At 60.6% G+C, this 25577-nt stretch carries 19 protein-coding genes and 1 pseudogene; 7 read left to right on the top strand and 13 right to left on the bottom strand.

Annotated elements, in window-relative coordinates:
- Positions 1–90: 90 nt before the first annotated feature.
- From cmoB to ACOYXG_RS21335, 10 genes and pseudogenes are all read right to left on the bottom strand, one after another.
- Positions 91–1047, bottom strand: coding sequence for a tRNA 5-methoxyuridine(34)/uridine 5-oxyacetic acid(34) synthase CmoB (gene cmoB / locus ACOYXG_RS21380; protein WP_460353860.1), 957 nt, complete (start codon positions 1045–1047; stop codon positions 91–93).
- Entirely contained in the window at positions 1044–1751 is a 708-nt protein-coding gene (gene cmoA / locus ACOYXG_RS21375; protein ID WP_256662091.1) for a carboxy-S-adenosyl-L-methionine synthase CmoA, read from the bottom strand. The genes cmoB and cmoA overlap by 4 nt, the downstream gene beginning before the upstream one ends.
- A gap of 245 nt (positions 1752–1996) precedes the next feature.
- Positions 1997–2632, bottom strand: coding sequence for a lysoplasmalogenase (locus ACOYXG_RS21370; protein ID WP_177408920.1), 636 nt, complete (start codon positions 2630–2632; stop codon positions 1997–1999).
- A gap of 2 nt (positions 2633–2634) precedes the next feature.
- On the bottom strand, positions 2635–3027 hold the full coding sequence (locus ACOYXG_RS21365; protein WP_096795534.1) for a protease inhibitor I42 family protein: 393 nt from the start codon (positions 3025–3027) through the stop codon (positions 2635–2637).
- Positions 3028–3245: 218 nt separating this feature from the next.
- Positions 3246–3323, bottom strand: a pseudogene (locus tag ACOYXG_RS21360) (hypothetical protein); the annotation flags it as partial.
- A gap of 46 nt (positions 3324–3369) precedes the next feature.
- Positions 3370–3798 carry a hypothetical protein gene (locus ACOYXG_RS21355; RefSeq protein ID WP_027612114.1) on the bottom strand — a complete coding sequence of 143 codons (429 nt, stop codon included), beginning with the start codon at positions 3796–3798 and terminating at the stop codon, positions 3370–3372.
- A gap of 179 nt (positions 3799–3977) precedes the next feature.
- A complete protein-coding gene (gene lon, locus ACOYXG_RS21350; protein ID WP_097086111.1) occupies positions 3978–6395 on the bottom strand; it encodes an endopeptidase La in 2418 nt (805 codons plus the stop codon).
- 618 nt (positions 6396–7013) lie between these two features.
- Entirely contained in the window at positions 7014–7379 is a 366-nt protein-coding gene (locus tag ACOYXG_RS21345; RefSeq protein ID WP_460353855.1) for a DUF6124 family protein, read from the bottom strand.
- Between the two features lie 506 nt (positions 7380–7885).
- Positions 7886–10297: a glucose/quinate/shikimate family membrane-bound PQQ-dependent dehydrogenase gene (locus ACOYXG_RS21340; protein ID WP_460353852.1), complete on the bottom strand. Its 2412-nt coding sequence runs from the start codon at positions 10295–10297 to the stop codon at positions 7886–7888.
- Positions 10298–10522: 225 nt separating this feature from the next.
- Positions 10523–11884 carry a carbohydrate porin gene (locus tag ACOYXG_RS21335; protein WP_183783950.1) on the bottom strand — a complete coding sequence of 454 codons (1362 nt, stop codon included), beginning with the start codon at positions 11882–11884 and terminating at the stop codon, positions 10523–10525.
- Positions 11885–12184: 300 nt separating this feature from the next.
- On the opposite strand from ACOYXG_RS21335, the gene ACOYXG_RS21330 reads away from it, so the two are divergent.
- Both ACOYXG_RS21330 and ACOYXG_RS21325 read left to right on the top strand, forming a co-directional pair.
- The gene (locus ACOYXG_RS21330; protein ID WP_027612109.1) at positions 12185–12415 is read left to right on the top strand and encodes a VF530 family protein; all 231 of its coding nucleotides are present in this window, start codon (positions 12185–12187) and stop codon (positions 12413–12415) included.
- 1 nt (position 12416) lies between these two features.
- Positions 12417–13055, top strand: coding sequence for a Pr6Pr family membrane protein (locus ACOYXG_RS21325; protein WP_097086104.1), 639 nt, complete (start codon positions 12417–12419; stop codon positions 13053–13055).
- A 106-nt stretch (positions 13056–13161) separates the two neighbouring features.
- Here the strand turns inward: ACOYXG_RS21325 and ACOYXG_RS21320 are convergent, their stop codons facing one another.
- Together ACOYXG_RS21320 and ACOYXG_RS21315 are read right to left on the bottom strand one after the other, a co-directional pair.
- Positions 13162–13947, bottom strand: a complete 786-nt coding sequence (locus tag ACOYXG_RS21320) for a siderophore-interacting protein (RefSeq protein ID WP_460353848.1) — start codon at positions 13945–13947, stop codon at positions 13162–13164.
- Entirely contained in the window at positions 13944–14525 is a 582-nt protein-coding gene (locus tag ACOYXG_RS21315; protein WP_183783956.1) for a PadR family transcriptional regulator, read from the bottom strand. Before ACOYXG_RS21315 ends, ACOYXG_RS21320 begins: the two co-directional genes overlap by 4 nt.
- Before the next feature lie 515 nt (positions 14526–15040).
- On the opposite strand from ACOYXG_RS21315, the gene ACOYXG_RS21310 reads away from it, so the two are divergent.
- The 5 genes from ACOYXG_RS21310 to ACOYXG_RS21290 all read left to right on the top strand — a co-directional run bounded on the left by ACOYXG_RS21310 (position 15041) and on the right by ACOYXG_RS21290 (position 20741).
- Positions 15041–15517, top strand: coding sequence for a CS1 type fimbrial major subunit (locus ACOYXG_RS21310; RefSeq protein WP_027612105.1), 477 nt, complete (start codon positions 15041–15043; stop codon positions 15515–15517).
- Positions 15518–15622: 105 nt separating this feature from the next.
- Complete coding sequence (locus tag ACOYXG_RS21305; protein WP_460353845.1) at positions 15623–18145, top strand: CS1-pili formation C-terminal domain-containing protein; 2523 nt, start codon at positions 15623–15625, stop codon at positions 18143–18145.
- Positions 18146–18173: 28 nt separating this feature from the next.
- The gene (locus ACOYXG_RS21300; protein WP_460353842.1) at positions 18174–19430 is read left to right on the top strand and encodes a hypothetical protein; all 1257 of its coding nucleotides are present in this window, start codon (positions 18174–18176) and stop codon (positions 19428–19430) included.
- A gap of 59 nt (positions 19431–19489) precedes the next feature.
- A complete protein-coding gene (locus ACOYXG_RS21295; RefSeq protein WP_096795544.1) occupies positions 19490–20248 on the top strand; it encodes a pilus assembly protein in 759 nt (252 codons plus the stop codon).
- Between the two features lies 1 nt (position 20249).
- Positions 20250–20741, top strand: a complete 492-nt coding sequence (locus tag ACOYXG_RS21290; RefSeq protein ID WP_096795545.1) for a CS1 type fimbrial major subunit — start codon at positions 20250–20252, stop codon at positions 20739–20741.
- A gap of 48 nt (positions 20742–20789) precedes the next feature.
- On the opposite strand, the gene ACOYXG_RS21285 is transcribed toward ACOYXG_RS21290, so the two are convergent.
- Positions 20790–25472 (bottom strand): NEL-type E3 ubiquitin ligase domain-containing protein, encoded by a 4683-nt coding sequence (locus tag ACOYXG_RS21285; RefSeq protein WP_460353839.1) that lies wholly within the window; start codon positions 25470–25472, stop codon positions 20790–20792.
- Between the last annotated feature and the right edge of the window lie 105 nt (positions 25473–25577).

Raw genomic sequence — 25577 nt, 5'->3', positions numbered from 1 at the left:
GTATCAGGCAACATTTTAATCGCCTGACACACCGCTTTCGCGAGCAAGCCCGCTCCCACAGGGGGGATCTCCCGTGTAGGGGAGATCGGGTTATTTCTTCGCGACAATCACCGCGCGCATCGGCGCCGGCAGCCCTTCGATAGTCTTGCTGTGATCTTCCGGATCAAGGAAGTCACTCAGCGACTGATACTTCATCCATTCGGTGCCTCGTTGTTCATCGACCGTCGTCATACTGACGTCGACACAACGAATATCGGTGAAACCTGCCCGCCGCAGCCACAACTCCAGCGCCGGTACCGATGGCAGGAACCACACGTTGCGCATCTGCGCGTAGCGATCTTCCGGCACCAGCACTTGATGCTTGTCGCCTTCAACCACCAGCGTTTCCAGCACCAGTTCGCCGCCCTTGACCAGGCAATCCTTCAGCGCCAGCAAATGCTCGATCGGCGAACGTCGATGGTAGAACACACCCATCGAAAACACTGTGTCGAAGCCTTCAAGGTTCGGCGGCAAGTCTTCGAACGGGAACGGCAGGTGCCAGGCATTCGGCTCGGACAGATAACGCTGCACGGCCTGGAACTGGCAGAAGAACAGCCAGTTCGGATCGACGCCGATCACGCTGTCGGCACCGGCGCCGAGCATGCGCCACATGTAGTAACCGTTGCCGCAACCGACGTCGAGGATGCGCTTGCCCTTGAGATCCAGATGCGGGGCCACCCGCGACCACTTCCAGTCCGAGCGCCATTCGGTGTCGACATGCACGCCGAACAGGTCGAACGGCCCCTTGCGCCACGGCGAAAGGCCCATCAGCGCGGTGCGCATTTGTGCGCGGGTTTCGTCGTCGCAGTCGGTGTCGAGTTTCAGGCCGTTGAGCAGATCGACTTCAGTCGGCTGGAGTTTCGGCAATGCGTCCAGCGCGCTCTGCCAGCGCTCCAGATCGCCGTGACCTTTCTCCATTTTCTTGTCGAGTTGCCCTTGCAGGGTGTTGGCCCAGTCGGCCAGCGGGGTGCCGGCCAGACGGCGGGCGAGGGGGGACAGATCAATCATGGCAAGGCAATCAACGAGGCAAAGTTAAGACACTGGAACCACGGCACGACTTTCGAGAACCCGGCGGCCAGCAGGCGTTCGCGGTGTTCTTCGAGGCTGTCGGGCTTCATGACGTTTTCGATGGCGCTGCGCTTCTGGGCAATTTCCAGTTCGCTGTAGCCGTTGGCGCGTTTGAACGCGACGTGCAGATCGGTGAGCAGCGCGTGCTCTTGCGCATCGTTGAAACGCAGTTTTTCCGACAAGATCAACGCACCGCCGGGCAGTAGCGACTGGCGGATACGCGAGAGCAACGCGGTGCGCTGATCCGGGGCGATGAATTGCAGGGTGAAGTTCAGCGCCACCACCGAGGCCGGTTTGAATTCGAGCGCGAGAATGTCGCCTTCGATCACCTCGACCGGGAGCAGCTCCTGGAACATCGAATCCTGACCGTTGAGGTATTCACGGCAGCGTTCGACCATCGCCGCCGAGTTATCCACCGCGATCACCCGGCAACCGTCGGTGCGCACGTGACGGCGCAGGGCCTGAGTCACGGCGCCGAGCGAAGCGCCGAGGTCGTAAAGCACGCTGTTCGGTTGAGCGAATTGCGCCGCGAGTACGCCGAGGTTTTCGACGATGGTCGGGTAACCCGGCACCGAGCGCTTGATCATGTCCGGGAACACCCGCACCACGTCCTCGTTGAAGGCGAAGTCAGGCACCTGGGCCATCGGCTGGGCGAAAATGCGATCGGGTTCTTTGCTCACGGCGGTTCCGGCGGTGTTGATGAAAAGGCCGGCATTTTAGCCAAAGTGGCGTCGGGATGCTTGGGTTGTCCGACGTGGCGAGGGGATTTATCCCCGATGGGCTGCGAAGCAGCCCCAAGATCTGTGCCTGCGGTCTGTCTGACATACCTGATTGACCGGTTTCAGGGCCGCTGCGCAGCCCATCGGGGATAAATCCCCTCACTACAAAGTTAGCGGTGTTTCACGGAAAACGCCGAAGCGGCAATCCCCCACTGCCCCAGCCAGTAACTGAGGATGATCACGTACGGCGCGGCGTGGAATGGCGATACGAAGCGATCAATGCCGATCACACTGTCGGAGAACACGAACGCCAGCGCACCCGCCGCCGCCAGCAGCGCCGATCGCTTGGGCACATCGGTGCCGAGGCGGGCGAGGGCGCGCCAGAGCATGGCGCTGATCGCGGTGCCATAGACGACCACTGGCACTAGCAACGGCCCGAGGCCACTGGAAATCAAAATCCCCAGCAGCACCGCGCCGACGCCGAGCGCGAGCACCAGCGGCAAGAGCGCCAAACGCTTGCAATCGCTGAGGTAAGCCTTGAGATACGCCAGATGCGCCACCAGAAACGCCCCCAGGCCAAACACAAACAAATCCCCCGGCCACGCCAGCAACACGTCACCGAGCACAGAGAAAATCAGCCCCAGACTGATCCAGCGTCGATAGTCGCTGGGTGGCGCATCGTGCAGCCAGCCGAGCAGCGCCAGCACCGGTAACGGTTTGACCAGCAGGCAGAGCAATGCCGCATGCGTGCTCACACCGTAGAGAAACGTCACCGCGCCCATCAGCGCCAGAATCAGCCAGCCCACGATCAGTTCACCGAAATGGCGCAGTCGAAGGTTTCTGCCGGTTCAACTTCCGGTTCCCACGGCTGCTGCGAGGTCAGGCGCAGGCGGCCGTTGCCGGTGGCAAAGGCCTGGAAGCGCCAGGTGGAAAAACCGCCCGCGCCGACCATGCCGGAATCTTTCGGACTGCTGTAAACCTCAGGGCTGAGTGCATGTAGCACGCCGCCGGCGGAATCCTGAATTGCCCAGCGATAGCCCGTGGTCGGGTTGCTCGGCAGCATCACGATCAGATTTTGACCGTTGGTGAGACGCACGGGGCATTCGCTCTGGTTTTCCACGGTCACGTTCTGTTTTGGCTGCGTGGCGCAGGCGGCCAGCAAAGAGAGGGCGAGAGGGACAAACAGGCGAGTGGCGGACATAGGCTCAGTGGCTCCGGCGTTGACGACGAACGGCGAGCATAACTGAAGATGAGACAAAGTGTGACGGTCAGGCGGTTCTGCGGTGTTGCCACAGACGCCTTCGCGAGCAAGCCCGCTCCCACAGTAGTTGTGTGGTGACCACAAATGCTGTGTTCACTACAGAACCCTGTGGGAGCGGGCTTGCTCGCGAAGGCGGCGTGTCAGGCTCTGGATAACTGTCAGAACAACACTTTCGCCACATCCGCAAAGCGCTTGGCGAAGTGCACGGTAATGCCTTCCTTCAGATAATCCGGCAACGTAGCGTCGGCCGATGCAAAAATGCTGATTTTGATCAGCAGCAGATTATTGATGGATCATTGTAGATGAGCAGATAACATGAAAACTTTCGTTACTGCCCTCTTTTGTGAAACTTATATCCATAGCATAGGAGTAGCAATGGGTGGCAGGGTCAAGGTTGAGAAAAATAACGCCTTCTCCCGGAATGGTCCTAAAAAAATCGGCGTTAAAATTTCCGTCATATCCGACTCTGATATTTTCTGCAGGAAAGTTATGCCAGCCATTGTCCGGATACTTCTGGTCTTTTTTTGTCAGGAAAACCCTGACGTTTCTTGAAAAGTTCGGTTGGTCAGTACGGTGGTAGATTCCTTCCAGGGCTAGGGTTTCTTTATGAGTACTTATGATTAGTTTATCGGTCGAGAAGTTGACGTCCTCTGGAATGTAGGCTGTCAAAATACCGCGAGCAAACGCCCTTGCATCTTTTGAATTATTCATCTTGAAGCTCCTGTGTCTAACCTGGGGGGAGAAACAAGGTAGAGCTTATTCAAGATAGAAAACTTCGGAACTGTCAGAAATGTCAGTTTTTTATATCGCTTGGCAATTAAGAAGTGCACGGCTATGCGAAGAAGTATTGGTCGTTATCGTTGTTTGATTGATAACGACCAATGTCTGAATCAGAACAAAACTTTCGCTACATCCGCAAAGCGCTTGGCAAAGTGCACGGTAATGCCTTCCTTCAGATAATCCGGCAACTCCTCGAAGTTGCCCCGGTTCGGCTCCGGCAGGATCAGTTCGAAGATCTTCTGCCGCCGCGCCGCGATCACCTTCTCACGCACTCCGCCAATCGGCAGCACATGCCCGGTCAGCGTCAGTTCGCCGGTCATCGCCACGCCTTTTTTCGGCGGCTGATTGCGGGCGAGCGAGAGCAGGGCGCTGGCCATGGTCACGCCGGCGCTCGGGCCGTCTTTCGGTGTGGCACCTTCGGGTACGTGCAGGTGGACGAAGGCTTCATCGAAGAATTTCGCATCGCCGCCAAACTGTTTCAGGTGCGAGCTGACGTAGCTGTAGGCGATCTCCGCCGACTCTTTCATTACATCGCCCAGTTGTCCGGTGAGTTTGAACCCCCGGTTAAGCGTGTGAATCCGCGTGGCTTCGATCGGCAGGGTCGCGCCGCCCATGCTGGTCCAGGCCAGACCGGTGATCACACCGGTGCCCGACAGCACTTGTTCATTGCGGAACACCGGATGGCCCAGCGAGGCTTCGAGGTCTTTCGGGCCAAGCTTGATCACCGCTTTCGGGTCGTCGATCAGCTTCATCACCGCCTTGCGCACCAGTTTGCCCATCTGTTTTTCCAGCTGGCGCACCCCGGCCTCACGGGCGTAACCGTCGATCAAGGCTTTGAGCGCGCTGTCGCTGATGCTCAGGCTGCCCTTGGACACGCCAGCCTTTTCCAGCAGTTTCGGCCACAGGTGGCGCTTGGCGATGGCGACTTTTTCTTCGGTGATGTAGCCCGACAGGCGAATCACTTCCATCCGGTCCAGCAACGGCCCGGGAATCGAATCCAGGGTGTTGGCGGTGCACACGAACAGGACTTTCGACAGGTCCATGCGCAGGTCGAGGTAGTGGTCGAGGAATTCGACGTTCTGTTCCGGATCGAGGGTTTCCAACAGCGCCGAGGCCGGGTCGCCCTGGTAGCTCTGGCCCATCTTGTCGATCTCGTCGAGCATGATCACCGGGTTCATCACTTCGACGTCTTTCAGCGCCTGCACCAGTTTGCCCGGCTGCGCGCCGATGTAGGTGCGGCGGTGGCCCTTGATCTCGGCTTCGTCACGCATGCCGCCGAGGCTGAAGCGGTAGAACGGTCGGCCGAGGGATTCGGCGATGGATTTGCCGACGCTGGTTTTACCCACGCCCGGCGGGCCGACCAGCAGCACGATTGAGCCGCTGATCTCGCCTTTGTAGGCACCGACCGCGAGGAATTCGAGGATGCGGTCCTTGATGTCGTCGAGGCCGGCGTGGTGTTTGTCGAGCACCTTGCGCGCGTGTTTGAGGTCGAGTTTGTCCTCGCCGTACACGCCCCACGGCACCGAGGTCGCCCAGTCGAGGTAGTTGCGGGTGACCGCGTACTCTGGCGAGCCGGTCTCGAGGATCGACAGTTTGTTCATTTCCTCTTCGAGGCGTTTCTGCACCTGTGCCGGCAGCACTTTGCCTTCCAAGCGTTGTTCGAACTGTTCAAGGTCGGCGCTGCGGTCGTCCTTGGTCAGGCCGAGTTCCTGCTGGATCACCTTGAGCTGTTCTTTGAGGAAGAACTCGCGTTGGTGCTCGCCGATCTTGCGGTTCACTTCGGCGGAGATCTCTTTCTGCAGGCGCGCGACTTCGACTTCCTTGCGCAGCATCGGCAGGACTTTTTCCATGCGCTTGAGCATCGGCACGCAGTCGAGCACTTCTTGCAGCTCATTACCTGTCGCCGAAGTGAGGGCGGCGGCGAAGTCGGTCAGCGGCGACGGATCGTTGGGGCTGAAGCGGTTGAGGTAGTTCTTCAGCTCTTCGCTGTACAGCGGGTTGAGCGGCAGCAGTTCCTTGATCGCGTTGATCAGCGCCATGCCGTAGGCCTTGACCTCGTCGGTCGGCTCGGTCGGCTGGTGCGGGTATTCGACTTCCACCAGGTACGGCGGGCGGTGGTGTTTGAGCCAGGTCTTGATGCGCACGCGGCTCAGGCCCTGGGCGACGAACTGCAGTTTGCCGTTTTCGCGGCTGGCGTGGTGGACTTTGACCAGGGTGCCGTATTCGGGGAGGGCGCCGGTGTTGAAGTGGCGCGGGTCTTCCTGGGGCGTGTCCATGAAGAACAGGGCCAGGGAGTGGTGGTCGGATTTGCTCACCAGATCGAGGGTTTCGGCCCAGGGTTCTTCGTTGACGATGACCGGCAGCACTTGGGCCGGGAAGAACGGGCGGTTGTGGATCGGGATGACGTAGACCTTGTCCGGCAGGTTCTGGCCGGGCAGGGCCAGGCCTTTGCCGGATGAGGTGTGTTCGATGTGTTCTGCTTCGGTGTAGTCGTCCGGGTTGTCCGGGAATTCTTGCTGGTCGCTCATGGGGCACCTGCGCAATGGGGTATGGGTCTTAGATGGGGCAGGCTTTGGGTGGTTTCAATGGGGGGCGGTGTTTCTGCTTGTGCGTTCAGGGTTTTGACAGGCGTCACGCTTTGGACTTGGCGGCCTTTGGGCCGACCATGTTCATGGGGTTTTGGGTGTTTATCCGTTTTTTTGGGTGTGGCGGCTGGCGGTTTCGCCCTTACGGCGAGTCACCTTTTCCAGACGCCGAAAAGGTAACCGAAAAGGCTTGCTCCTGCGTTCGGCCCGCTCGCTGGGGCTCGGGGTTCCTTCGCTGCGGGACTGATCCGTGGGGCAGCGCCTCCGGTTTGCTTCGCTGCACCTCCTCTCGCTGTGTTTGGCTGCGCCAAACGGTCGCTGCGCTCCCACCCCCGGATCAATCCCGGAACGAAGCCTTCCGACGTCGCCCGTGGATCAAGATCAAGAGCGGTACTCGAGCTTGCGCTCATTGTTTTGAGTGGGGCGGCTGCGCCGCATGGGGCATACACAAATCAAAACTGTGGGAGCTGGCTTGCCGGCGATGGCGGCCTGACAGCCGACCAATCTCTACCTGAATGCACCGGGTTCAAACTGTAGGAGTGAGCCTGCTCCCACTATGGCTCAGCTGTGTGCCGCAGATTGGGTGATTTCCACATTATCCAGCACCCGATTCACCGCCAGTTCGGCGAGCATGATGATTTGCTGAATGGCCAGTATCGTCCGGCGCTGCGGGATGTCGATGTACGCGGCGATGTCGCTGGTCATGAGGCTGGCTTGGGCCAGCGATTCGCAGGCGTGGACCAGCAGGCTTTCGTTGTCCATGTCCGGGGCGACCTGGAACATGCTGCTGGGTTTGTAGAATCTCACCGCGGCGGCGGAGGGTTTCAGGTAGTGATCCAGCGCACGCTCGGCGGCGTCGTGGAGTTTTCTGGAATCGAGGGATTCGTAGGGCGAGGTTTCTGGGGGATTGGGTGTGGGTTTGATCATGGTGAATTCTCAGTTGGTGAAGTGGAGCTACCTTCAATTGCCGCGACGCAATCTGAGGTGGCAGCTGTACGCGGGTTCGCGGACCGATAACTGAGGAATCGGCATACCCCCAAAGAAGGTATCCCGCGCACAGCCGCCATGACACAACCAACAGGCATCCGAGATGCTGTCAGGTTGGCGATTATGCATCAGTTATCAGGCCGCGACGCCCGGTCGCTGAATTTCCAGCGACCACCAGAGCCTATCCAGCCGACTTCCGAGGCACAACCGACGCATCCTGTCGGAAATCTCCCGCTCACAACGCGCTTCTGTAGGAGGAACACCTTCCTTTGTAGGAGTGAGCCTGCTCGCGATAGCGGTAAATCAGTCACCGAAAGTATTGACTGAAATACCGCTATCGCGAGCAGGCTCACTCCTACAGTGTTTGGGGTGAATTCAACATCGATGTGCACAAAAAAGGCGATGTCCCTCACGGAACATCGCCTTTCCTTTACCGCCGCTGAAACTTATTCCGGCAGTTTGTACGCAATCACATAGTCACCCATCTTGGTGCCCAGCGAGCCGTGACCGCCAACAACGAGCAGCACGTATTGCTTGCCGTCCTTGCCGGTGTAGGTCATCGGGGTCGCTTGGCCGCCGGCAGGCAGACGCGATTTCCACAGTTCTTTACCGGTGTTCACGTCGTAGGCGCGCAGGTATTGGTCGAGGGTGCCGCTGAGGAAGCCGACGCCGCCTGCAGTGACCATCGAACCGCCCATGCTTGGTACGCCCAAGGTGAAGCCGATCGGGATTGGCGAGCTGTCGCGGCTGGTGCCGTTTTTGCGTTTCCACACGACTTTACCGGTGGTCAGGTCGATACCGGCGACGTAGCCCCAGGCCGGGGCCTGGCACGGTACGCCCAGTGGCGACATGAACGGGTGCATGATCACCGCGTATGGCGCGCCGGTGTTCGGTTGCACGCCAGCGGTTTCGCTCTCGCGCTTGCTGCCGGCGGCGACTTTCTCGCGTGGCACCATTTTCGAGACGAAGGCCATGTAGTTCGGGCTGGTGAACAGCATCTGGCGAACCGGGTCGACCGAGACGCCGCCCCAGTTGAACACGCCGACGTTACCCGGATAGATCAGGCTGCCCTGTTCCGACGGAGGCGTGTATTGGCCTTCGTAGCGCAGTTCCTTGAACTGGATGCGGCACAGCATCTGGTCGAACGGGCTGGCGCCCCACATGGCTTTTTCAGTCAGTTCCGGGGCCAGCAGGTTGAGGTCCGAACGGGCCTGGGTCGGTGCGGTGTGATCGCCTTTCACGGCGCCTTGCGGAACCGGGATTTCCTTGATCGGGATGATCGGCGTGCCGTCACGACGGTCGAGGACGTACAGGCTGCCCTGCTTGGTCGGGGCGATCAGCGCCGGTTTCACGCCGTCTGCGGTTTTCATGTCGAGCAGGGTTGGCTGGCTGCCAACGTCCATGTCCCACAGGTCGTGGTGGGTGAACTGGTAGTTCCAGCGCACTTTACCGGTGGCCAGGTCGAGGGCGACGATGCCGGCGCTGAATTTCTCGGCGCCTGGAGTGCGGTCAGCGCCCCACTGGTCTGGAGTCTGGTTGCCCAGTGGCAGGAAGACCATGCCGAGTTTTTCGTCGACGCTGGCCAGCGACCACATGTTGGCCGAGTTGCGGCTGTAGGTTTCGCCTGGGGCCAATGGCTCGGTGGCGTCCGGCTTGTCGCTGTCCCAGTTCCACACCAGGTGACCGTCGCGCACGTCGAAGGCGCGGATTACGCCCGATGGCTCGTTGGTCGACTCGTTGTCGGTGACGTGACCGCCCATGATCACCAGATCACGGGTAATCGCCGCTGGCGAGGTGGAGTAGTAGCCACCGGCGGTGAATGGGCCGATGCCTTGGGTCAGGTCGACCACGCCGTTTTTGCCGAAGCCTTCGCAGATCTTGCCGGTGTCGGCGTTCAGTGCGATCAGGCGTGCATCGGCGGTTGGCAGGTACAGACGACGCGGGCAGGCCTGGGCAACGGCTTTGCCGGCTTCGGAGATAACGGCCGAGGCGGCGTTATCAGCTTTCGCGTAAGCGGCTTCGTCGTAGTACGACACGCCACGGCAGGTCATGTGGGCAAAGCCCTTGAAGCCGACCGGGCTCTTGATCTGTGGGTCGAAGCGCCACAGTTCCTTGCCGGTGTCCGGATCCAGCGCCAGCACTTTGCTGTGCGCGGTGCAGGCATAGAGCATGCCGTTGGCTTTGAGCGGGGTGTTTTCGTTGGTCAGCTCGACCGGGTCATCTGCGGTTGGCAGGTCGCCGGTCTGGATGCGCCAGGCTTCTTGCAGCTTGCCGACGTTGGCCGGAGTGATCTGCTTCAGCGGCGAGTAGCGGTCACCGAATTCGGTGCGGCCATAGGCCTGCCAGTCGCCTTCAGGCATTTGCGGTGCGGTACTGGTCATGTCCGCGGTGTCGCGGCCCAGTTCGCCAAAGGTTTCGCCCGGGTGGGTGAACAGGCTGGCCAGGGCAGTCACACCGGCCAGCACCACGGCCACGGTCAGGCCACCCGTGCCCATCGGCGCAGGGCCATTGAGCAGCAGCGGACGACGGAACCACGGCAGCAACATCACGAGGCCGAGAACGAACCACAGGGCCAGACGCGGTACCAGTTGCCACCAGTCCAGACCGACTTCCCACAGGGCCCAGACCGTGCTGGCGAACAGCACGATGGCGTACAGGCCCAGCGCTGCACGACGACGCAACAGCAACAGAATGCCGCTCAGCGCGATGCCGATACCGGCCAGCAGGTAGTACAGCGAGCCGCCGAGCATGCTCAGCTTGACTCCCCCGGCCAACATGGCCAGGCCCATCAGTAGAAGCAGAATGCCGAGCAGGCTCGGTAGCAGACGGCCCCGACTCGAAGCACTTTCGGTGCTCATAGTGTGATTCTCCGTGACGTTTATGTAGTCCCGCGCTGTAGTCACTTTAGATGACGATTGGGCACAGGTATGGTTCAGATAAAACTTGTGTAGCTAACGAATTTCATAAATCCCCCTGTGGGAGCGGGCTTGCTCGCGAAAGCGGTGTATCAGAAGGCTGATGCATCGACTGACACGCCGCCTTCGCGAGCAGGCTCGCTCCCACATTGAGTATTTCGGTGTGCTTTAGAACGACGACTGGATCTTGATCCCCGCGATCAGGGCGTCGTCGACATTGTTCACGCCGCCCGGATGGCGGATGTATTGCAGGTTCGGGCGCACGGTCAGCCAGTTGGCGACGTGCACGCCGTAATACAGTTCGGCGCTGTATTCGGTGTCCTGCGGCGGCAGGAAGGACGGGTCGTCATAGTCGTAGACGGCGTGCGCCTGATTGCTCGCTTCGGCGTTCTTGCGGAAAGCCGGGTTGACGTGCACGCGAGCCAGGGCGAAACCGATGTCGTCCTTGGCGCGGGCATCGAACGGGCCTTTGTAGACCACGCCGGCCTGCACGTAGTTGTCGATCGCGTTGGTTTTCTTGTCGTGCATCGTCGCGTTGGCAAACACGCTCAAGCCGCGCGAGTGATCGCTGGCGAGGCTGGTGACTTGCTGCTGGGCACCGAACCACACGCCGTGTTTGCTCGACGCGCTGCGGTAGGCTTCGCCGCTCAGTGCAGCAGGCTGGCCGTTCTGGTCTTTATAGACGTCAGAGGCCTTGGCGCTGCTGTAGTAGTAACCGGCGCGGTATTCGCCCGGCAGACCATTGAGTTTCGGCGTCCACACCAGTTCGACTGGCAGCACCGCGCCCTGGGTGCCGCTGCCGCTGAGTTTGAAGCCGTTGCCGCGATCGAGGTTTGACGGGTTCTGCTCGTAGGCGCCGACCTGCGCGTACAACTCTGGGGTCAGGTGATACTTGACCCGCAGCGCCCATTGGCTGACCGGCCAGTTGTACCAGATGCCGCCGACCCAGTTGCCGACCTGCGAGCCGCAGAACGCCAGGTTCTGGAAGTCGCACGGGAAGCTGTTGAAGTCTTCGCCTTCACCAAAGCGGCCGACCTTGATGTCGAGCTTCTGGTCGAAGAATTTTTGCTGGTACCACATCTGCGTCAGGCGCGTGGTCTGGCCACGGCCCCAGACTTCCTGGGCCGAAGTGAAGCCGCCAACGCGTGGATCGTTGATCCGGTCGTTGCTGATGTTGTTGCCGCTGCGCTTGGTGATGGTCAGCTGAAACTCGGCGTCGTCCCAGCCAAGGATTTTTTGCAGGTCCAGGTGCGTGCCCAGACCGAACTGGTCGCTGTAACGCGCGGTGCGATCGTGGTCGTAGCCGCCGTGCAGGTTACTGCCCATTTCGCCGGTGTAATCGAGTTTGAAGTCGTAACCTTTTTCCGCGAGTTCGGTACGCGTGCCGTTCCAGTCACCGAGCATCCACGGTGAGTCGCTGTCGAAGGCGGGGGCCGCCTGGGCGTAGGTGGCGAAGCCGAGCGCGGTGCAGCCGCCAAGCAGGCGCAGGGCTGAGATAGCGCTGTCTCGGGAGAAGGAAAAATCAGGCATGGGTCAGTCTTTTTTTGGTGTTTTACGGGGGTAAACCGAGCGCTTCAATTTGACGCAGGCAGTGAAGCGATTCAGCTGAAGGGCGGCAGGATAATGATCTGTAACAAAAAGACAAAGGGCTTTTGCAGACATGCAGCATTTCTGATTCGGTAACAGTGCGGCAAACGGGCGCATTGTGGCGATGGCTGCAGGCTGCGATCTTCTCGGGTTGGCCTACATTTGATCCAAGGCCTTCCACCTGACCGGCCCCTCGGCTAAGGTGCGCGGCTTGTGCATTTTCCCTCCGTCCAAAGGCCTGGCATGAACGACCACACTCCCGATCCGCTGCATGGCGTAACCCTCGAACAGATCCTCAATGCGCTGGTGGCGCATTACGAGTGGTCAGGGTTGGCCGAGCGCATCGATATCCGCTGCTTCAAGAGCGATCCGAGCATCAAGTCGAGCCTGACCTTCCTGCGCAAAACGCCGTGGGCGCGGGAGAAGGTCGAGCGCTTGTACGTGAAACTGATGCGCACCAAGCGACCGGTCTGAGATGGACGCCGTTGCGCGGCGACGCCTGATCACTGTCATCGCCAGCCTCGGCTGGGCCGGGCTGAGTATTCAGCTGTATCTGATTTTCCTTGCGCGGCTGAGTGTCGACGCCAGCCTGCTGGGCGGGCTGGTGAGTTTCTTCAGTTACTTCACGGTGTTGACCAACACGCTGGTGGCAACGGTGCTGACCTGCGCGGTCACCCGGCGTGAATCCGCTGCGCAGCGCTGGTTTCTGCAACCGTGGGTCAGTAGCGGGGTGGCAGTTAGCATTGCTGTGGTGGGGCTGGCCTACAGCATTTTGCTGCGGCATTTGTGGCACCCGCAGGGCTGGCAGTTTGTCGCTGACGAACTGCTGCACGACGTGATGCCGCTGCTGTTTCTCGGCTATTGGTGGTTTTGCGTACCCAAAGGCACGTTGCGCCTTTGGCACCTGCCGCTGTGGCTGATCTATCCGCTCGTGTACTTCGTTTACGCCTTGCTGCGCGGGCATCTGCTTGGCGCCTACGCGTATCCGTTCATTGATGTGGCAATGCTCGGTTATACACAGGTGTTCATCAATGCCGGGGGGATATTGGTGGGGTTTGTGCTGATTGGTTTGCTGGTGATCGGGATCGACCGCTGGCAGTCAGGACGAAGTTAAAAGGTCAATGTGGGAGCGGGCTTGCTCGCGAAGGCGTCAGGTCAGTCAACATCATGGTTGAATGATCGACCGCATTCGCGAGCAAGCCCGCTCCCACAAGGGCAAATCACTCTTCTGCGGAACCCTCAGCGCGCCAGTAGCCGACGGCTTTGACGAATTGCTCATTGAGTCCATGCTCATCCAGCAGCACCCGGCGAATCTGTCGCGAAACCTTGGTCTCGGTCGCCACCCATGCATACAGATTGCCCTTGGGCACCTGCAGCTCTTTGACCGTGGTCAGCAGGTTGTCCTTGCCCCCGTCGCGCAGGACCCAGATCACATTGACCTGCGCCTTACTTTCCAGCACTTGTTGCTCGGCACCGTTCTCCACTTCGATCACCACCAGCGCCTTGCGATTCGCCGCCAGACCTTCGAGGCGGCGGGCGATGGCGGGCAGGGCGGTTTCGTCGCCGATCAGCAGGTAGCTGTCGAAGATGTCCGGCACGATCATCGAACCGCGTGGCCCGCCGATGTGCAGGAATTGCCCGGGTCTGGCCTGTTCAGCCCAGGTCGAGGCAGGGCCGTCGCCGTGCAGGACGAAGTCGATGTCCAGCTCGAGTTTTTCCAGGTCGTAGCGGCGCGGGGTGTAGTCGCGCATCTCGGGCAGCGGGCCGTTGTCCTTGCCGGCGCCGAGCACCATGGTCTCCAGCGCAGCGGTTTGTTCGGCATTCTGCGGGAACAGCAATTTCACGTGATCGTCGGTGCCCAGGCTGATGAACCCGGCCAGTTCCGGCCCGCCGAGGGTGATGCGGCGCATGCGCGGGGTCAGGTCGACCACGCGCAGGACTTCGAGTTTGCGGCGTTTGATTTCGTGCATCACGCGGTGAATGGTTTGGGTATCGACTGCAGTCATTCGGCTTTCTCCGGGGCAGATTGAACGGCAGGGCCGTCGACGATGGCTTTGGCGGTGTCGTTGAGCAACGCGGCAACCCGCTGGATTTCTTCCACGCTCCAGCGTCCATGGTGCAGTTGCAGGGCGTGACGCAGGTTATGCACTGCCTCGTGGATTTCCGGCGGCCGGTCATGGCCGCGCAACGAGCGTTTGCTGACGTCGATGCGCATGCGCACGCCGTCCAGCGCTACCGCTTGTTCGCTTAGGGACAAACGACCGGCGTCGGTCACGCTGTAGCGTTTTTTGCCGGCCTCGGCGTCGCCGCTGATCAAGTCGCTTTCTTCAAGGAAGGTCAGGGTCGGGTAGATCACGCCGGGGCTTGGGCTGTAGGCGCCGTCGAACATGCCTTCGATCTGGCGGATCAGGTCATAGCCGTGGCACGGCTGCTCGGCGATCAGCGCCAGCAGCAACAATTTCAGATCACCGGGGGCGAAGACCCGTGGGCCGCGTCCACCGCGTTCGCGGCCGGGGCGTTTTTCGAAGCCGTCACGGCCGTCGCCGTGTTCGCGGTGATGATGGGGGGAATGATGGTCTCTCATTTTCCTGCTCTCTCGTCGTGTTTAGATACAACTTAAGATATATCTTTACGCGCTGACAAGGGTTCCTGACCAACGGCGCTCACCTGACCGATCGAATCTGCGGTCGAAAAAACCGGAAAATGATCAAGAAAACGCAGTATTAAATCCCCCGGCAAAGGCGCAGATTAGTGCAGATTCTCTAATATTCCGTTTCGCCCTTTGTTTCCGGGAAAGTGTGGTACATGTCTTACGGAAGTTGCTGTGAAGTTGTGGCGCGTGCAGTCATTCGGCTGGCGCGCTGTAGTCTGTATCTTACAGTTGGACGGGAACTTTCCTGAATTTCGCGGTTTTTTCTTTCTCATCTAATAGCGTCCAGGCTACAAGGTCGCAGGACGTTGCCTGCTTACTTTGAAGATAAATTGGTTGAACATTCTTCGGCGTTGAAAGTTAACGGTGAGTACTGACTGCTCGTGACTGTTCAGTTCACCTTGACTGCTCGACGACTCAACTAATTTATATAAGACAGGTATTCAATGATGCTCAAGAAACTCGCCTTTGCCGCCCCTCTGACTGTCCTGGCCATGAGCGCCTCGATGGCGTTTGCCGCCACTGAAGCCAAGCACTCCATCAGTCTCGTGGCGCACGTACCGGCTGATGACTTCTATGCGGTGCCGGTGGATGCCGATCTGGTCAACAAGGATCAGGACATGAGCTACAACCCGGCCACCAATTCTATGCGCGAAGTCAACGGGCACTTCGACGTGCTGCACACGGCCGGCAAGGTTCATGCACGTCTGGAAGGTGTGCCGAAGCTGATTGGCGGTAGCAACACCATCGACCTGAAAGTCGAACTCAACGGCAAGACGCTGACCACCACTTCGCAGGAAGTCGTGGGTGATACCGAGTCCAATACGCGTTATCGCGCGCCCTTCAAGATCAGCGCTACCGGTGCCAAACCGGCCGCTGGCGACTACACCGGTGTGGTCATGCTGGTCGTCGAACCTTCGGTTTGAGTCATAACGGCAATACCTGACGTTACTTGTCCAGTAACGTAACCGGCCGGCAACTTTGAAGTTGCCCGGCCGGGCTTTTACTTCCGGTAATCAGAGTATTAATTCATGTATCCGATGACGCCCATCGCGGCTGCGCTTGCCTTGCTTTTGAGCAGCAGCGTACTGGCGGCGCCGCCTCCAGTCGATAATACCCCGCGAAGTTTGCTGGCTCAGGCGAAAGGTCTTCCGGCAGACTTTGAAGAGCATTTCTTTGATGTGCCTTTGGCGGTTCGTGTCGAACTTGATCAACAACCGCTGGGCGAGGCAATGATTATATTGTCGCGCGATGATCGCATTACCTTGCTCGACTTCACCGACACCAGTGACAGTCGTATCAGTGCCGCCGAGCGTGAAACCTGGGCCAGTCTCCTCAAATCCGGCGTAGCGCTTGGCAACTGCAGCGGGCAATGCCCCGAGCAACTGCTGGCGGTGCATTACAACCTGGAAAATTCACTGCTCTCGATCGCCACCGAAAACGCCGAGCGCGATCTGCAGACGCAACGCTTCCACGAGCAGCCCGAGGGTGGCAGCAGCGGTCTGATGCTGCGCAATCAGTTGAACCTCAATGGCGGCCAGAACCAGGATCTGGGCGGACGTTTCGGTCTGGAAGCCAGTGCCAGCCTCGGCAACTGGAGCCAGGCCTTCAATATGCAACTGGCGCGCCTCGGCGGGCCGGACACCAAGACCTATCATGCAGTACATGAGCTCTACACCCAGCGCGAACTGCAGGGCAGTTTTTTCCGCCTGGGCTATTTCACCCCCAATTCCGAAGGCCTGACCCGCCAACCCCGGTCGTTCGGCACCAGCCCCGATACGGCGGTGGGCGTGATGTATGGCAGCTCCGACAGCCTGGCGGTCGACAGCCCGCGGCCCAGCGTCTACCCGATTTTCGTCACGGCCAATCGCCAGGCGTCGGTGGAGATCTATCGCGATGGCCTGTTGATCAACACGCAAGCCGTGCCGGCCGGTTTACAGACGCTGGATACCCGGCCCTTGCCCGGTGGCATCTACGAAGTCGAAGTGCGCCTGATCGAGGATGGCCAGACCACCGCGACCACACAGGAGCTGGTCTACAAACCGGTGAACTGGCAAAACCTCGACCAGCGCTGGCGCTATAACGTGTTCGCCGGGCAGGAAAGCAAACTGCTGAGCAATTGGGAGGAACAGCAAAGCGGTGATCTCACCGCCGGCGCCGCGCTCAACTACCTGCTGCACCCGCGGGTGATCCTCGGCCTGTCGGCGCGTCAGGTACGCGACACTTTGCAGTACGGCACTTCGATCGACTGGAGCCTGGCCGACAGCATCAGCCTCTTCGCCAATCTCTATCAGACCGAAGACCACGGCACCGGCGCCGATGTGCAAGGCCTGTACAACTACGGCGCCGGCAGCCTGGTGGTCAGCCACAACCGCAGTTGGCTCGACACCCGCAACAGTTACGACACGCTGCCCGACGGTACCCGGGTGCGGCAGCGCAATGTGTTCACCGGCGAAACCAGTAACTCGTCGCTGGCGCTCAACCACCGTATCAGCCGCAAGGATTCGCTGAGTGCGCGGGTCTCGCACAGCACCGGCAACGTCGAAGGCGTGGGCATGGACCTGGGCTGGACGCAACGCACCGAGCTGTTTGGCAGCGATGCCAACTGGCGGCTGTCGCTGTTCGACCGGCCGGGCAGCTACAGCAGTGGCGAGGCGCGTAATCGCGGGATCGACCTGAGCATCAACATGGCGCTGGGCGGGCCGGGGCAGCAGATTTCCGGCAGCATCGGCAGCCGCACCGCCCGCGATGGCGGGCGCGACAACAACGGCTCGATCGGCTATCGCAAGGATCTGCAGAATCACATTCTGCAAAGCGTTTCGGTCACGGCGCTGACCGACACCTATGGCGTCGGTCTTTCGAGCCTGGCCAACTTCCGTACCGACTGGGTCAATGGCGACGGCTTCGTGCAGCGCTCGTCCTACAACGGCAACTTCACCGGTGGCGTTAACCTCGACAGCAGCGTGATCGTCGGCGGTCAGCAACTGGTCATGACCAGCCAGCATCAGGGCCGTGGCGCCGGAATGATCGTCGATGTCGAGTCGGATATCGCCGACGTCACCCTGCGCGCCGACGACCTCAGCGGCGGCAGTTCAGCGCTGCGGCCGGGGCGTAATTTCATCCCGCTCACGGCGTACCGCAACAGTTCGGTGGGCTTCGATTTCGAAGGCAATCACGTTCCGGCCGCCAACATCGAACCGTCTCGCGCCCGCTATCACCTGAACAAGGGCGGCGTGGAGTACCGCAAGGTGCGGGTGATGAAAACCGTCACCGTACTTGGACGCCTGCTCGACCCCCAGGGCCAGCCGCTCAAAGGCCATCACGTGATCAATCACGCCAGTCGCGGGGTCAGCGAAGTCGACGGGTTTTTCTCGATGGAGATGCACGCCGGTTCACCGACCCTCGAAGTGCGCTACGCCGATCAACTGCTGTGCCAGTTCCGGCTCGACCCCGACCAACACCGTAGCGAAAACAACGTACTGATGATCGGCGATTTGCGCTGCTCGCCGGACACGTTGGCCGACGTCACCCAAAAGGCCCACACCGCGGGTTGATGCGGCCTGCTTCAGGAGATTTGCAGACATGAACGTCTCACCCTTGGCTACATACCTGCGTCGCGGGCTGGCCGCTGTTGTGCTGGTCGCCGGCACGGTATCTGCGGCTCACGCCGAACAGGTGTCGATCACCGCCGAGTTCAAGCCGGACTCTTCTTATCCGCACCGCAACAAGTTCCAGAACACCACGCCTTCCAGTGGTTACTGCACCTACGATCCGGCGCAGTGCGAGCAGCACGAAATATTCAGCTTGCAGGTGCCGATTCAGTTCAACGCTCGTGCGCCGATTGCGGCGAATCATCCTTCGCCGCGGCAAGGGGCAACGTTTCAGGTACCCGTGCAGTGGCGTGAGCTGACGGTCTATCACGAGACCACCCGCGAGCCAAAAATCGTCAAGGTGCGGATCGTCGGTATCGGTTCGCGCTATGTGACCGAGAACGTGATGAAACTGGTGGAGGGCGCCGAAGACGATCGCAGCGCCCACAACCTGTTGTGGGGCTTGAGTTGGGTCTATGCACCCGAACCCTGTCAGTACAGCGGTGTGGGTTGGTACTCCCCCGATTCATACTCGTTTTTCTGGAAAACGCCAGCGGCCGCTGCCTGTACCAAACAGGCGAAGTTCGATGTGCCGTGGTTGCGTCTGGAACACCTCGATTTTGCCTATGAACTGGTCACCCCCGACCCGCTGGGCATGTCGTCGGGGGACTACAGCGGTTCGCTGACCTACCGCGTCGGGCCGAATGCGGATTTCGATTTTGGCGATGTGATGTTGCCGTCGAGTTCGTCTCTGACCTTGAATTTCAATCTGAATGTGCAGCACACCCTCAAGGTTGAAATTCCTCCCGGTGGTGAAAAGATCCGCATGGTCCCCGTCGGTGGCTGGCAGAGCTGGCTGCAGGCCGGACGGCGGCCGGTCGGGCTGTTCCGCGACCAGACCTTCAACATCTCGGCGTCATCGCGTTTCAAGATGTCGATAGGCTGCGGCCCAGGATTGAATGGTGAATGCGCGTTGGAGGACCGTGAAGCTAACCGTCGAGTGGAGCTGTTCGTCAGCGTCAGCCTGCCCAACGGGATAACCGACCTTGCCGGCCAGCCTGTGAGGCGCTTGCGACTGAGGCCAGGACTAGGGAATGAGCAGTATTTCAAACCGGGTTTCTACGTGGATCGAACGCCGGGAACCCTGCACTTCGAAGTTCCGCCATATTCGATGGCCGGGATGCTGCAACCCGGTGCGGGAGGCTCGTATTCCGGCATCGTCATTGTGATCTGGGACTCGGATATCTGATGGGCTGCGTATCGATGAGTCGACTCTGCATTGTGTTCAACGACCAAGGAATCAAGGTGATGAAGCGTCTGGTGTTAGCAATGTTTTTGAGCGGGCTGCCCTTTGCCCTGCAGGCCGGCCCGCAGATCAATGTCGGGACGGTCTACGACTATCTCGACGGCGACAAGAGCACGTACCTCAAGCGGGTGTTCAACAGCGGCGACAGCACCGCATTCGTCAAGGTCAACATCCTCGAAATCCTCTACGACGCCGACGGCACCTCGCGGGAAATCGAGGTCAGGAGCCAGGCCGACATGAGCAGTCGAGACGGCCTGATGGCCAGCCCCGCGCGGCTGATCGTGCCGGCCAACGGCATGCAGGGTACGCGTCTGTTGATGATGGGCGAGCGTGACCGGGAACGCTATTTCCGCGTGCGGTTCATCCCCGTTGTCCCGGAAAAGGAAGACGAATTCGCCGTGTCCGCCGAAGAGCGTGAGCAATACAAAACCACGCTTTCGGCCGGGGTCAACGTCATGACCGGTTTCGGTACGGTGTTCTTTGTGCGCCCGAAAGACAGCCGTTTCGACAGCGTGATCGAAGAGACACCGGCGACGTATCGAGTGCGCAATAACGGCAACACCGTGGTGTTGATTGACGAGTTCCGCAATTGTGCGCTGAAAGACGAAACCGCTTGCCAGCCGACCACCAAACACCACATCCGCGCTGGCAACAGTTTTGAGTTCGACAAGCAGGCCGGACGTGAATACCGCTTCAATCTGGTGGAGGGCGACAGCAAGAAGTCCCTGCGCGTAGCCGGCCAATCATCAGGGGGGGCCTGAGATGATCAAGCCATCGTTGATGACTCTGTGCGCGGGCGTTCTGACCCTGTTCAGTGCAGAATCGTTTGCGGCACGCGAAGAGCATCGGTTCGAGGTGTCGGTGGATATTCCGACGCTGGGTTTTTATGTGATACCGGCCGAAACGGACTGGATTCATCGTGCGCAGATTCTGCCGTGGAATATCAGCACCAAGAGCCTCGGCGGAATGCGCAAACACTTCGACCTCAGGCACGACACCAGTGCCATCGAGGCCCGCCTTGAGAACGCCGCGTTTCTGTCCAATGGTCGCGAGGAGCAGAACATTTATCTGCGCGTCAGCTTCGCCGATACCGTGCTGACTCACGAGACGCCGCGTCAGGTGGTTTCTGCGGAGCAGGCCAGGGCCGGCGGGCGTTATGCGCTGGAGATCCAGCCGATCACGCCCGCCGGCGGCTATAAGCCGGGGAATTACTATGGCAACGTGCACCTGATCTTCAATGCGGCGGCGCCCTGAGGTTGCCCGGCCTGCCCGATGTGCAACGGGCAGGCCGGCACGCCGTTATCAAAGCCCGGCGCGGGTCAGGGCTTCACGGGTCAGGCGACGCGCGAGCTCTTTTTCGTCATCCGCCAGATCGACCAGCAGCCGCTCGAACAGCGCGTCGCTGATCGGTTCTTCATTGAACACCACGGTTGCCGGCGCCGGCAGATCGTTCATCAACGTCTTGAGCTGTTCGCGCAAGGCTGCGCGTTCCTCGGCCACGGTCGATTGCACCCACTGGCGCTGGATCTCGCGCAGCGATTCAAGGGCTTCGTAGCGGTGCTGGAACAGACGCTTGTTGCTTTCCAGGCGCACGGGATAGCGCTCGCTCAAATACTCTTTCCAGAAGTCGAGCTCAAGCATCTGGTTGACCAGGCCATCACCTTCACCCAGCGCCAGTACCGTGTCGCAGGCCTGATCGATCATCGCGTCAGTGACGCCGGACACCGCCCGGTACAGCATGCCCTCGGACTGCCAGGGCAAGCCGAGACGTTTGGCCAGGCCGGTCTGGTAGGCCAGATAAACTTCCACGTCGTCGGGATTGCCGCCACGGCTGGCGACATCGGCCCGGGCGATTTCGTTGACCTGTTCCAGGCGCGCCGCGCCTTTGGCCAGCGTCACCAGCTTCAGTTCCAGTTCCTTCGGCTCGACCGAATAGGCATGCGCCTCGTAGGCCAGCACGTTCACCCCCATGTGGTTGAACAGCTGCGTACCGGCATCGGCGCAGTCCACCGGCGCCACCACCATGGTGAACAGTTTTTCGCGCAAGCGACTGTCGACGTGCACGGCGTCGAGCATGCGCCAGACGCGTTGCATCAACTGCTCGCGCGCCGTTCCGCCAGCGCGGAAATCGGCAAACTCACGCACGCTGAGCAACGTCGCCATGAACGGTGCGGCCATGGGATCTTCCACCAGCTCTGTCCACGGTGTTTCGCGATCAATGCCCCAGCCCGGCACGTCGGACCAGTAGTCGGCGCCATAGTTGGAGATGATCGAGGTGCCCGGGATGGCGACCGGCATGATCGGCTCCGGTGGCAGTGCCATCGAACGGCGACTGTCCTGGTAACGCAACTGGTTGAGGTCCGACAGGGCGGCGACGTCCAGACGCGTGCGCGCCACCAGCCATTGCGCATCGGAACCGCTCGGCACGTCGGGGATTACCGTCAGCGGGTTGCCGCGCAGATCGAGCAGCAAACCGCGTGGCCGTGGCTTGGCCAGAATGCCGTCAGGCCAGCTGGTCAGGCCGGTGTTCTTCAGCGCCACCACCTTGAGGCGCGGCATGCGCGACAGATCAGGCGACAGCCCCAGCGGGTTGTCGTCCATTCTCAGCACTTCGAGGTAGGTCAGGCTGCCCAGCCGTTCGACGGCGGCGCGGTCCAGCACAATGTGGTTGTTGTTCAGGCGCAGACGTTCGAGGCGGCGCATTGTGGTTCCGATGCGGTCCGGCAAGCGCGTCAGCTCGCAGTATTTGGCGCTCAGCTCGACCACGTTCGGAAAGTCTTTGAGCAGGCCGTTGGCGTCGGGGGAAAACCGCGCGTTGTCGAGATTGAGCAGCGTGACCTTGTCGAGAAACTTCTTCAGCGGTGGACGTTTCGCCCACCAGGTTTCCAGATTCGTGGAGAGCAGTTCCCGCGACAGATCCAGCGCATAGGCGGACGGATCGGCGCGGTTGCCCAGGTGCGCGTTCTTGCGTTCGAAGCAGTCCAGCAGACTTTCGTAGATATGCAGCCCGCCACCGTCACGGAACCCCTGACTGCCCGGCCCCCAGGTCTGCGGTTGCTGATAGCGCCAGCGATGGACGATGACCCGCAGTTCATCGAGTTCGTCTTCATGTGCCTCGATGGCCTTGAGCGGCTCGCCGCGTTCGGTCAGGGCATTGGCAAACGCTTCGACCTCGCTCGGGCTGAAATGCGGATGCAGATCCTGGATGCGTTGCTCCAGCGTGGCGGCATTGCGGCTCAGGCCCGGGCCGCGCACCAGAAACAGGGTGTTGTATTCAGCGATCGGGCGGATCGGCGGACTGGCGAGTAGCGTGCGCCGCTCGCTGGGGGCCTGGGTTCTGGCGATGATCCACTGCTTGAACGGTTCGATGTCGTCGGTTCGATACCCCAGGGCACTGCGGCCATCGTGATTGATCGCCTGCAGGATTGCCTCGTACAGGCCACTGGCAGGGTGGATCGGCAGGTCCGCGCCATCGCGCACTTGATAGCGATCGGCAGCGACCCGCACCAGCACCCGGACGCGCTCGGCGACCGCGGCACCGGCTTCGCAACGCAACTCGCCATCGAACGTGCCTTCACGGATTTCAATCCGCAGCGCCCCGAAGGTATCGCTGTAATGCCGCAGCGCGCCGAGGATCAGCCGTTCGCTGTCGATATTGCTCAGGGCTTCCTGCTGCAGACCTTGGGCGGCGCGCACGGACTGCAATTCAAACTGCACCTCGCGGGCGGTCGTGCGCAAACGCAAGGGCAAACGACGTTGCGCCGTGGCTTGCTGCTGTTCCAGCGGCCGGGCATGAGACACCACCCGTTCGGCGAGAACCGGCGTCAACTGTGGACAATCCACCAGCACCTGGCTGGCCGCCGGCGACAGTGGCGTGTCGGGCTGCACCGGCCGCGCCGGGCCAAGTCGATCCAGCGTATCGCTGAGCAATGGCGGCGGCGGGGTGTTGTCGACGTGCATGCGGCGCAGCATGTCCTCGTCGGTGCCGGTCAGCAGGCGCATGTGCTCCAGTTGCGCGTCGCTGAAACCATCGGTGCGATGGCCGATGCGCCGCAGCAGTTTTCGCCCGTCCCACAGACGCGGGTTTTCCGTTTCACAGACCCAGGCCCCGTCGGCGTTGTGCGCAAGCGTCGGTGCGTAGGCCCGGGGACGTCGCGGATGGCGCAGGCGGTGTTTCCCGGAAGCCGGATCCTTGGTCACCTCGAACAGGTGTTGATCCAGGCGCAACAGGTGTTTGTCCCCCAGCGTATGAACGCCGTGCGCATCGGGGCGGGCCGGGCTCGGCAGGGTCTGTTCCGGCAGGCGATAGGGCGCCAGATCCGGATTCCACAGGCGGGTCTGGCCATCGGCCAACTGCACCGGTTTCAGGCCTTCGACAAACGACGACAGCTTGACCCGTGCGACACGTCCCAGGCTGGCGCCAGCGGCGAAGGCGCCGAGCTGGACGATGCTTTGCAGCACGCCAATGGCTTGCTCACCCGCTTCGGCCAAATGCCCTTCGGCCATGTCGACGATGCCTTCAAAGACGCCGTCGAGCAGTTGATACGTGGTGTAGGCCAGCATCAATTCGCCGAGCCCCGGCACCAGCGGGGTCACCACCAGCAGCGCCACGTTGAAAATATCCGAGAGGATTTTCCCCAGATTGTCCCACCAGGCCCAACGGGCCATGCGGTCGGCATACTCGGTGGAAATGGCGATCTCCCGGGCGTCATTGAAAATCTTGTTGAGCTTCTGCTGATGGAAGTAAGCCCAGAGACTGCCGGTGTAGCGGGTATCGCGGTCGTCCTGGACTTTCGTCAGGCGAAAGCGCAGGTCGGGGTGATCCACAGGCGTTTCGCGCCAACTGGGCAGGTGGGTTCCCGGCGGTACGGCGTGCCATTTCACGGTGCTCAGGCGGGCGTTCAAGCCTGCAAAAAAATGCCCGCGCTGCTGATGGTTGACGAACTGGCTGAAAAACCGCTGATAGCTGCCGGTAGCGTCGCGGTCACGCAGTTGCCGCGTCAGTTCCGCCATGAAGTCCAGCGCCGAGGGGTATTGTTTGAGCGGGTGTTCCGGGTCATGGGGCACATAGGCAATCACCGGGACCGGGGCGTTGGCGGTGTCCACGTCGGGGGCGATGAGGGTGATACCGGTCAGCGCCGTATCCATCATGGCGAGGTTGTAGTAGTTGATGGCACGCCCGCGCCAGCGCAGGTTGCGCCGGTCATCGAGCATGCCCTGAATGACCTCGTAGGCGTCGCGGTCAATGTCCTTTTTTGCCAGAGCCAACTGGGCACAGACGCTCAATGTACTTTTTTGACTGAAGATGACCCGGTACTGCAAAACCTGGCGGGCCACACGGTTGCCCGAGCGCAGAAAATCATTGAGATGCTGCTCGTATCGGGCGCCGATATTCAGCTCGCGGCACAGTGACTTGAACTGCTCGATACTCACTTTGTGCTTGAGCGGCCTGACCGTGAAGTGGCCGTTGGCATCGGGGCGGGTAATGAACTCCGAGGCCGGGCTGAACGCTTCATCGCGGGAGAAATTATGCAATGCAGCGTCGAGCAGCGAGACGGTCCGGCTGGTGGTTGCACCGGCAAAGTCATGGGCCCACCACGCGCTGTTGACGGGGGCGTACAGGCGCAGCCAGGTGTTCTCGACGTCGTCTTCGACACCGAAGCGCTGTTGCAGTGCCTGCTGTAATAACGGTTTGGCGAAGGCGTAGACGTCTTGCAGACTGCTCAAGGCCTTGTCCACGTCGTTTTGTGCTTTCCAGGCATTTTGCATCTGCTGTTGCAGACGCCGATGTTCGGCGTCCGATACCTCTTGATACCAGGCCGGCAGTTTCAGTCGGTGCAGCTGCAATTCATTGACCCGCTTTGCTGAGCTTGCGCGCAGCCAGGCCGGGATGGCTTTTTCGATCGTCTGATAATGAACACTGACATCCGGTGAGACGAGGTGCGCCGTGCGTGGCGGTTGCCCCTGCGGGGAAAGGGTGGGCATTGCTGGATCGTCCTTGATCAAAAATGGAACGATCAGCCTAGGCAAGGACAGTGGGTGAAAAAAGCGCAAATACCCGGTTGAAAGCGCCGGGGTTACGCGCGGAGG

This window comes from Pseudomonas sp. G3-39 (assembly GCF_054790485.1).
Note: the sequence above shows the minus strand (reverse complement) of the source record. Positions and strands in the feature narration are given on the sequence as shown.

Excerpts from the sequence above, each read along its gene's own strand:
- ACOYXG_RS21365 (WP_096795534.1), bottom strand. The coding sequence starts at position 3,027 with ATGTCCGCCACTCGCCTGTTTGTCCCTCTCGCCCTCTCTTTGCTGGCC.
- ACOYXG_RS21355 (WP_027612114.1), bottom strand. The coding sequence starts at position 3,798 with ATGAATAATTCAAAAGATGCAAGGGCGTTTGCTCGCGGTATTTTGACA.
- cmoA (WP_256662091.1), bottom strand. The coding sequence starts at position 1,751 with ATGGCCCAGGTGCCTGACTTCGCCTTCAACGAGGACGTGGTGCGGGTG.
- ACOYXG_RS21310 (WP_027612105.1), top strand. The coding sequence starts at position 15,041 with ATGCTCAAGAAACTCGCCTTTGCCGCCCCTCTGACTGTCCTGGCCATG.
- ACOYXG_RS21330 (WP_027612109.1), top strand. The coding sequence starts at position 12,185 with ATGAACGACCACACTCCCGATCCGCTGCATGGCGTAACCCTCGAACAG.
- ACOYXG_RS21295 (WP_096795544.1), top strand. The coding sequence starts at position 19,490 with ATGAAGCGTCTGGTGTTAGCAATGTTTTTGAGCGGGCTGCCCTTTGCC.
- ACOYXG_RS21340 (WP_460353852.1), bottom strand. The coding sequence starts at position 10,297 with ATGAGCACCGAAAGTGCTTCGAGTCGGGGCCGTCTGCTACCGAGCCTG.
- ACOYXG_RS21305 (WP_460353845.1), top strand. The coding sequence starts at position 15,623 with ATGTATCCGATGACGCCCATCGCGGCTGCGCTTGCCTTGCTTTTGAGC.
- lon (WP_097086111.1), bottom strand. The coding sequence starts at position 6,395 with ATGAGCGACCAGCAAGAATTCCCGGACAACCCGGACGACTACACCGAA.
- ACOYXG_RS21345 (WP_460353855.1), bottom strand. The coding sequence starts at position 7,379 with ATGATCAAACCCACACCCAATCCCCCAGAAACCTCGCCCTACGAATCC.
- cmoB (WP_460353860.1), bottom strand. The coding sequence starts at position 1,047 with ATGATTGATCTGTCCCCCCTCGCCCGCCGTCTGGCCGGCACCCCGCTG.
- ACOYXG_RS21335 (WP_183783950.1), bottom strand. The coding sequence starts at position 11,884 with ATGCCTGATTTTTCCTTCTCCCGAGACAGCGCTATCTCAGCCCTGCGC.
- ACOYXG_RS21325 (WP_097086104.1), top strand. The coding sequence starts at position 12,417 with ATGGACGCCGTTGCGCGGCGACGCCTGATCACTGTCATCGCCAGCCTC.
- ACOYXG_RS21285 (WP_460353839.1), bottom strand. The coding sequence starts at position 25,472 with ATGCCCACCCTTTCCCCGCAGGGGCAACCGCCACGCACGGCGCACCTC.
- ACOYXG_RS21300 (WP_460353842.1), top strand. The coding sequence starts at position 18,174 with ATGAACGTCTCACCCTTGGCTACATACCTGCGTCGCGGGCTGGCCGCT.
- ACOYXG_RS21320 (WP_460353848.1), bottom strand. The coding sequence starts at position 13,947 with ATGACTGCAGTCGATACCCAAACCATTCACCGCGTGATGCACGAAATC.
- ACOYXG_RS21315 (WP_183783956.1), bottom strand. The coding sequence starts at position 14,525 with ATGAGAGACCATCATTCCCCCCATCATCACCGCGAACACGGCGACGGC.
- ACOYXG_RS21290 (WP_096795545.1), top strand. The coding sequence starts at position 20,250 with ATGATCAAGCCATCGTTGATGACTCTGTGCGCGGGCGTTCTGACCCTG.